Origin of the sequence: Methyloprofundus sedimenti (assembly GCF_002072955.1) — a bacterium.
Taxonomy (GTDB): domain Bacteria; phylum Pseudomonadota; class Gammaproteobacteria; order Methylococcales; family Methylomonadaceae; genus Methyloprofundus; species Methyloprofundus sedimenti.
The window spans coordinates 582,045-588,402 of sequence record NZ_LPUF01000003.1 but is presented as its reverse complement, the minus strand read 5'-3'; the positions used below and the strand labels follow the sequence as shown (position 1 = coordinate 588,402).

The window sequence follows — 6,358 nt, the reverse complement described above, 5'->3', positions numbered from 1 at the left end:
TATAATAACTGCAACACCTCTTTAAAGGGTTAGATGGTATAGTTTCCGTTGACTAAAACCTGAAACTAAAAAGAGGTGCTCAATGAACACGTTTAACCATCTAACCCAAGAGGAAAGATTTTACATTTATACGCAACTAAAACAAGGCGTTTCTAAGAATCAAATAGCCATCACATTGGGGCGTCATAAATCGACTATTGGACGTGAAATTACGCGTAATACAGGTCAGTGTGGTTATCGTTACAAGCAAGCTGAGAGAATAGCTAAACAACGCCATATTGATAAGCCCAAAAACATCAAAGATGACGGCTGAGTTACAACAGATAATAACGCCTTTAATCAAAGAGAAATGGAGTCCTGACTGTATTTCAGGACGCTTAAAACAACAAGGTAAGGACTCCGTCAGTCATGAGACTATTTACCGTTATATTTTAGCTAACAAAGCAGCCGGTGGCGATTTGTATACTTATTTGAGGCATCAAGCCAAACCTTATCGTAAGCGATATGGAAAAAATGATTATCGCGGAACGATACCCAGCCGTGTTGATATTGATGAGCGACCACAAGTGGTTGATGATAAAACGCGTTTAGGTGATTGGGAAGCAGATACTGTTATCGGTAAAGGACATAAAGGCGTATTGGTGACGCTGACTGAACGGGTCTCAAAGCTCAACTTCGCCATCTCAATTGAGCGTAAAGAATCTGAATTAACGAAAGAGGCGATTATCAATGCTCTTGAGCCTTTTAAACGTTGGGTTCACACGATTACCTTTGATAATGGACGTGAGTTTTGTGGGCATGAAGCCATTGCAAAAACACTCGACTGCGGCACTTATTTTGCCAAACCGTATCATTCGTGGCAACGAGGTTTAAATGAAAACCACAATGGCTTATTAAGGCAATACTTCCCTAAAAAAGAACCTTTGGATAAGGTAACTCAAGATGAGGTTGATAGTGCAATTACAGCACTTAATCATCGTCCAAGAAAAGGGTTAAATTACAGAACTCCATGGGAAGTATTTTGCCAAATAACGGGGGTTGATATAAATAAATCACAGGGTGTTGCATTAATTGCTTGAATTCGCGATGCTTAACCAGCTGGGTAAGTACAGAAGCCACAGCTTCGGGAGTGGCAGGTTGCGGTGTATCGATACGAAAACGTTCGCCTACGAATTTTCCTGTTCCGGTATCAACAATGGCTCCTTTAATCCCGGAACCGCCGATATCTACGCCTAAAATTTTCATGTTAAGTCCTAAAAATGATGGAAATTATCTTCATTGTAAATAAGGAGGCTAACATTGCAAAGCCTTTCAACTTTTTAGCAAAGCCAGCAGATATTCAGCGTAATCACGGATAAGAAAAATATTGATATGTTTACCAATTTTAGAGAGCAATTTATTCATATTCAAAAAGGGCAAATTAAGCTTTGAATTATACGATGTCATAAAAACTGTAATGTAGGCTACAAAAGATGTATAAAATTTGCCTATAACCGCTGATTATAGAGGAGCTACTCAATTTATATACTGATTTACTTTCATTCAGTTAGCCGTGAAAAAGGTGCTTCTGTCTGTATGTTATTCATTAAATCTTGTTAATATTTAACGAGATTTAAACCCTCTAAGAGTATAAACTCTTAAATAATGGTCCAAAAATGATAATCACACGGCATAAATAAATTGAACCGTTTCACAAAAGAGCAGAAAGGGGTCTGACCCCTTTAGTTGCTATTTGGGAGTGCGTATGACATACAAAACACTTAAGATTATTTCAGTTACCTCTTTTATTCTATTATTAGCTGGTTGCGCCAATAATAATGTCGCGGTGAAAACAACTAAAATAGTTGCTACAAACAAAGTGAAGCAGGTTTTATATGCACAGTTTTCTGAATGGAAATCTGTTAAACATCGATTGGGTGGTTTATCTAAGGATGGTATTGATTGCTCTGGTTTTGTTTACCTTACTTATATTGATAATTTTTCTATTGAGTTACCCCGTACTACTGAGCAGCAAGTAAGAAGTGGCATAAAAATTTATTCTCAAGATAACTTAAAGGCAGGTGATTTAGTCTTTTTTAAAACCGGTATATGGCAACGGCATGTCGGTATTTATCTGGAACAAAAGAAGTTTATGCATGTATCTACTAAGAAAGGTGTATCCATCTCTCACCTAGATAACTCTTACTGGCGAAAAAGGTATTGGCAAGCGGTTAGAGTTTTAGGTTCATAATGTTGTGGCGTAACGCAATAAATCAACTATATAGTATTTCTCAGCAGAAAGGGGTTTGACCCCTTAAGTTCTGGACCCCTTTAGTTCTGGGCTCAGCTTCAGCACTTGCAGAAAAAGGGTATATTGCTGTCTATCCTGTAATAGGGTGGTGGAAAGAGCGAGCCAATTTTGAACGCTGGGGTAAATCGGCTCGTTATGCATTAGTTGTCAGTATTAAAACACCGGAAGTGGAAACAGATATTTATACTGCTGTTGAAAACCAAATAGCCGTTCCAGTGACTATTTGATTTGAAAGTGCTTTAAACTAATTCTCCTTTAAAAGCCTTATCAAGAATCGCAGGCAGCAAGGCATCCAATTCGGTTTGGTTATCTGCTTGAGCTTTTTTAATGTCGGCCACTTTTGCTTGAAGAGAATTGAACCAGAGTTGTTTATCGTAATCAGGAACTGGGACTGTTAATTGTTCTAGCTTTTTTAAACCTAATGTTCGGTTTCGACCTGCTCCTCCTGGGGAAGCGTCTCTTATTTTTTGGCTATGTCACCGTAAAGTATGGAATTTCATATAACAAGAGCGTATAAGTAAATAAAGCCCATGTAAATTAAGGAGATAGTTATGAAAGCCCCAGAGTTTTTAGAGTTCATTTCCGAAATAAATCAACTTGACCACCATCAACGCACTGTTCTAACGAAAGCACTGGATCAACTAGAGGACGAACCTAAGGTTTTTGATTTAATTGAAACAATATTTGATAGCAAAGGTAAATGCCCTCATTGCTCCCATACCGAAAGCCACAGGCATGGAATAAAAGATGGCCTTCAGCGCTACCGCTGTAAAGCCTGCAAAAAGACATTTAATGCTTTGACAGGAACGCCTCTTGCTCATCTACGCCTCAAGTCAAAGTGGCTTGATTACTTAGGAGCTATCGCAGAATCATTGACTGTCCGGCAGGCAGCTAAAGAAATTAATGTGCATCGAAATACAACCTTTCGATGGCGGCACCGTTTTTTAAGCTGGATTCAGCAGGATCGTCCCAGTGCTCTTCATGGCATTACAGAAGCTGATGAAACCTACTTACTTGAGTCACATAAAGGAGAACGCCATCTCAATCGTCAACCAAGGAAACGAGGGGGCTGTGCGACTAAGCGAGGGATTTCTGATGAGCAAATTTGCATTTTAATTGCTCGTGATCGCTCAAAACAAACCGTAGATTTTGTGACAGGTAATGGCCCAATAAGCAAAATTGTTCTTGATACGCATTTAAAGCCAATACTAGACCAGGATGCCCTCCTTGTGAGTGATAGCAATCCAACTTATGGTGCATTTTGTAAAGCTGAAAAAGTATCTCATGAAATCGTTAACATGAGTCAAGGGCAGCGGGTGACTAAAGGGGCCTATCATATACAAAATGTCAATGCATACCACCACCGTTTTAAATCATGGCTAGACCGCTTTCATGGTGTAGCCACCAAGTATTTACCTAATTATTTGGCTTGGTGCAGAATTATGGATCGGAACCACAATCTAACCCCTGAGCAATTGTTACATTCTGCTCTGGGTGATTTTCAATACTTAACGGTGACATAGCCTATTTTTTCGATACCTTCATCAGTTAAAAAATAGAAACAAAGAAAATCAGACGTTGTTATTTTATCTTTGGGAACACAGGTAATAAAACGGTGTGAACCTGTACGGTTTTTATCTTCCTTTTTAACGACCGCGATTGCCCCTTCCCATGCAAAAACATTACTAAATATCAGATCACCAGGAAGAATGTGATAAAGTTTTTTCGTTCCTACATCAATACCATTCAAAACTGGTTTATGAAAGGTGCCTTTACCAAACGACCTGACACCTAATTCTGGATATTCACCGTCAATTCCGATTTCAATTTTACGGCGCACAATTGGACTTACCTGCTCCATAGTTTGATATTCAGCACCTTCAATAATTTGGTGAAAGGCACTTGATAGCATTGCTTGAGCATCATCTAAAACTTCTTGGCGAAGTCGCTTAGCGTCATTGATTTTTTTGGACACAGACTGAATATTGGAAACGATTGATTGTTGCTCGTCAATTGAGGGTAAAGGTAATTGTAAGTTTAGAAAAAAAATTCCTTATATCGGTTTCGGGTTCCAGGAGTAGAGCCAGAACAATCTGCCTCTACATGTTTTTGGATATGAGGTAACGCAAACCAATAAACTAAATATTCTGAAATTATTTTTTCATTATCAAGATTAAAAATGGGAAATTCATTGGATACATAACAGCCATCCATTTCTGCTGGAATGAGACCAAATGATCCCTGCCAAGCAAATAAACGACTGTATATAAAATCACCTTGCTTGACTTTATTGAGTTTGCTTGCTGAAACTTCAGTTCCTTGTTTTGTTTCTCGTATAAACGGTCCAGCAATACGAGAACGCATTCCTAACAATTGATACTCTTTTTCTGGATCAACTTGTTCAAATCGATCTATTTGTTGAACAAAATCTCGAACTCGATGTTCTTTTGCTAATTCTTCCATCTTTTTAAGAGAGTAAAGTTTGAATATTTTGCAAAATTTCGAGAACATGTTGTTCTTTTTCAATAATACTATTTGCCAATTCTATCGGTGCTCTATGCTCCAGAGCCTCTAGGCTATGCGGGTTTTTTATATCCAGATTAACGCTGATCAATTGCTGTTTATCATCATATTTCAATATTTCCTGTGCAGTAGTTTTCCAGGCGAATTGATTCACTTCCCGTTTTTGCCACCATTTCAGGCAATTAGTAAATTCATCTGTTTGAATGGGCTTGGTTTTGGTGTATTTTTTGCGGCCTTCTGGGGTAGGAATCTGGTAATACCAAATATCCTGTGTTGGCCCCGAACGATCAAAAAACAATAAATTAGCTGGAATATCGGTATAGGGAGCAAATACACCTTCCGGTAGGCGGACGATGGTATGCAGATTAAAGTTTTTCAGTAGTTCTTCTTTTATTCGCGCGGCTACACCGTCACCAAACAAAGTGCCGTTGGGAACAACAACAGCTGCACGCCCACCATTTTCAGAATCATGCCCCGGGCGTTTGAGTTTACGCATAATCAATTGCAAAAACAGCATGGCTGTCTCTGCCGTTTGCATATCTTCTGGAAAGTTACCAAGAATGCCTTTTTCTTCTTCGCCGCCAAAAGGCGGGTTGGTCAGGATAACATCGACACGTTGTTTATCACCGATTTCACGCAATGGAAAACGTAAACTGTTTTGTGGATCAATACGCGGGTATTCCAGTCCGTGTAATAAAAGATTCATTTGCGCTAGTAGATAAGGCAACGGTTTGGCTTCGCCACCTGAAATGCTGCTATTTTGCAGGATTTCTCTGTCTTCCACAGTTTGGCATTGTTTTTCCAGGTGGTTGTATGTTTCCACTAAAAATCCGGCTGTGCCACAGGCTGGATCCAGTATTGTTTCGCTTAATTCTGGATGTATGGCTTCAACCATAAACTGCACAACGGGTCTTGGGATATAAAACTCACCAGAGTCACCTGCTGCATCTCGCATTTCTCGTAACATGGTTTCATATAAACGGCTTAACGTATGCATTTCATCTGAAGAATTGAAATGTATACCGTTAACTTTATCGATCACATCACGCAATAGATAACCAATAATCATTCGGTTATGCATATCTTTAAAAACGGTCGCGATGACATCACGGCGGTCACCCCCGTTTTCACCTTGTAAGGCACGCAAATAGGCAAATAGACCAGTGCCTCGTGTACCATCAGGGCGCATGGCTTCATCATTATTAATAAAGGCAATAAGATCATCGCCAGTTATTCCGCCTTCGATTGCAGCCCAATCTCGCCAACGGTAAGGTGCTTCTATGGCAGCTTGAAATTTTTTACCTTCCAATACAGCTTCGGTTTCCCGCATTTGTTCCAGATCATCAAGAAATTTGAGGAACATGATCCATGTGAGCATAGGAAGACGATCCAGGTCGCCGTTTAAACCTTTGTCTTTACGCATAATCTGACGAGCAGATTTAATGATAGAGCTCAATTGTTGAGCAGTAGTCATTGATTTGGAGGTTGATTTGCTTTTTGCCATTGTTTTTTAATTGATTGGCTGTTTTATGGTGAATAAATAGG

The 6,358-nt window shown here is 39.3% G+C and carries 5 protein-coding genes and 1 pseudogene; 3 read left to right on the top strand and 3 right to left on the bottom strand.

What is annotated here, in order from left to right; all coding sequences use genetic code 11:
* Positions 1-82: 82 nt before the first annotated feature.
* The 3 genes and pseudogenes from AU255_RS17550 (at position 83) to AU255_RS17535 (ending at position 3,813) form a co-directional block, all read left to right on the top strand.
* Positions 83-1,079: pseudogene (locus AU255_RS17550) on the top strand (IS30 family transposase).
* 665 nt (positions 1,080-1,744) lie between these two features.
* Entirely contained in the window at positions 1,745-2,230 is a 486-nt protein-coding gene (locus AU255_RS17540; RefSeq protein ID WP_080524169.1) for an NlpC/P60 family protein, read from the top strand.
* A 611-nt stretch (positions 2,231-2,841) separates the two neighbouring features.
* Positions 2,842-3,813 carry an IS1595 family transposase gene (locus AU255_RS17535; RefSeq protein ID WP_080524168.1) on the top strand — a complete coding sequence of 324 codons (972 nt, stop codon included), beginning with the start codon at positions 2,842-2,844 and terminating at the stop codon, positions 3,811-3,813.
* On the opposite strand, the gene AU255_RS17530 is transcribed toward AU255_RS17535, so the two are convergent.
* The 3 genes from AU255_RS17530 to AU255_RS17520 form a co-directional block, all read right to left on the bottom strand.
* Positions 3,792-4,265, bottom strand: coding sequence for a hypothetical protein (locus AU255_RS17530; RefSeq protein WP_080524167.1), 474 nt, complete (start codon positions 4,263-4,265; stop codon positions 3,792-3,794). The genes AU255_RS17535 and AU255_RS17530 overlap by 22 nt on opposite strands.
* Positions 4,266-4,327: 62 nt before the next feature.
* The gene (locus AU255_RS17525; protein ID WP_080524166.1) at positions 4,328-4,753 is read right to left on the bottom strand and encodes a hypothetical protein; all 426 of its coding nucleotides are present in this window, start codon (positions 4,751-4,753) and stop codon (positions 4,328-4,330) included.
* Between the two features lie 4 nt (positions 4,754-4,757).
* Complete coding sequence (locus AU255_RS17520; RefSeq protein WP_233144729.1) at positions 4,758-6,317, bottom strand: class I SAM-dependent DNA methyltransferase; 1,560 nt, start codon at positions 6,315-6,317, stop codon at positions 4,758-4,760.
* Positions 6,318-6,358: the final 41 nt, after the last annotated feature.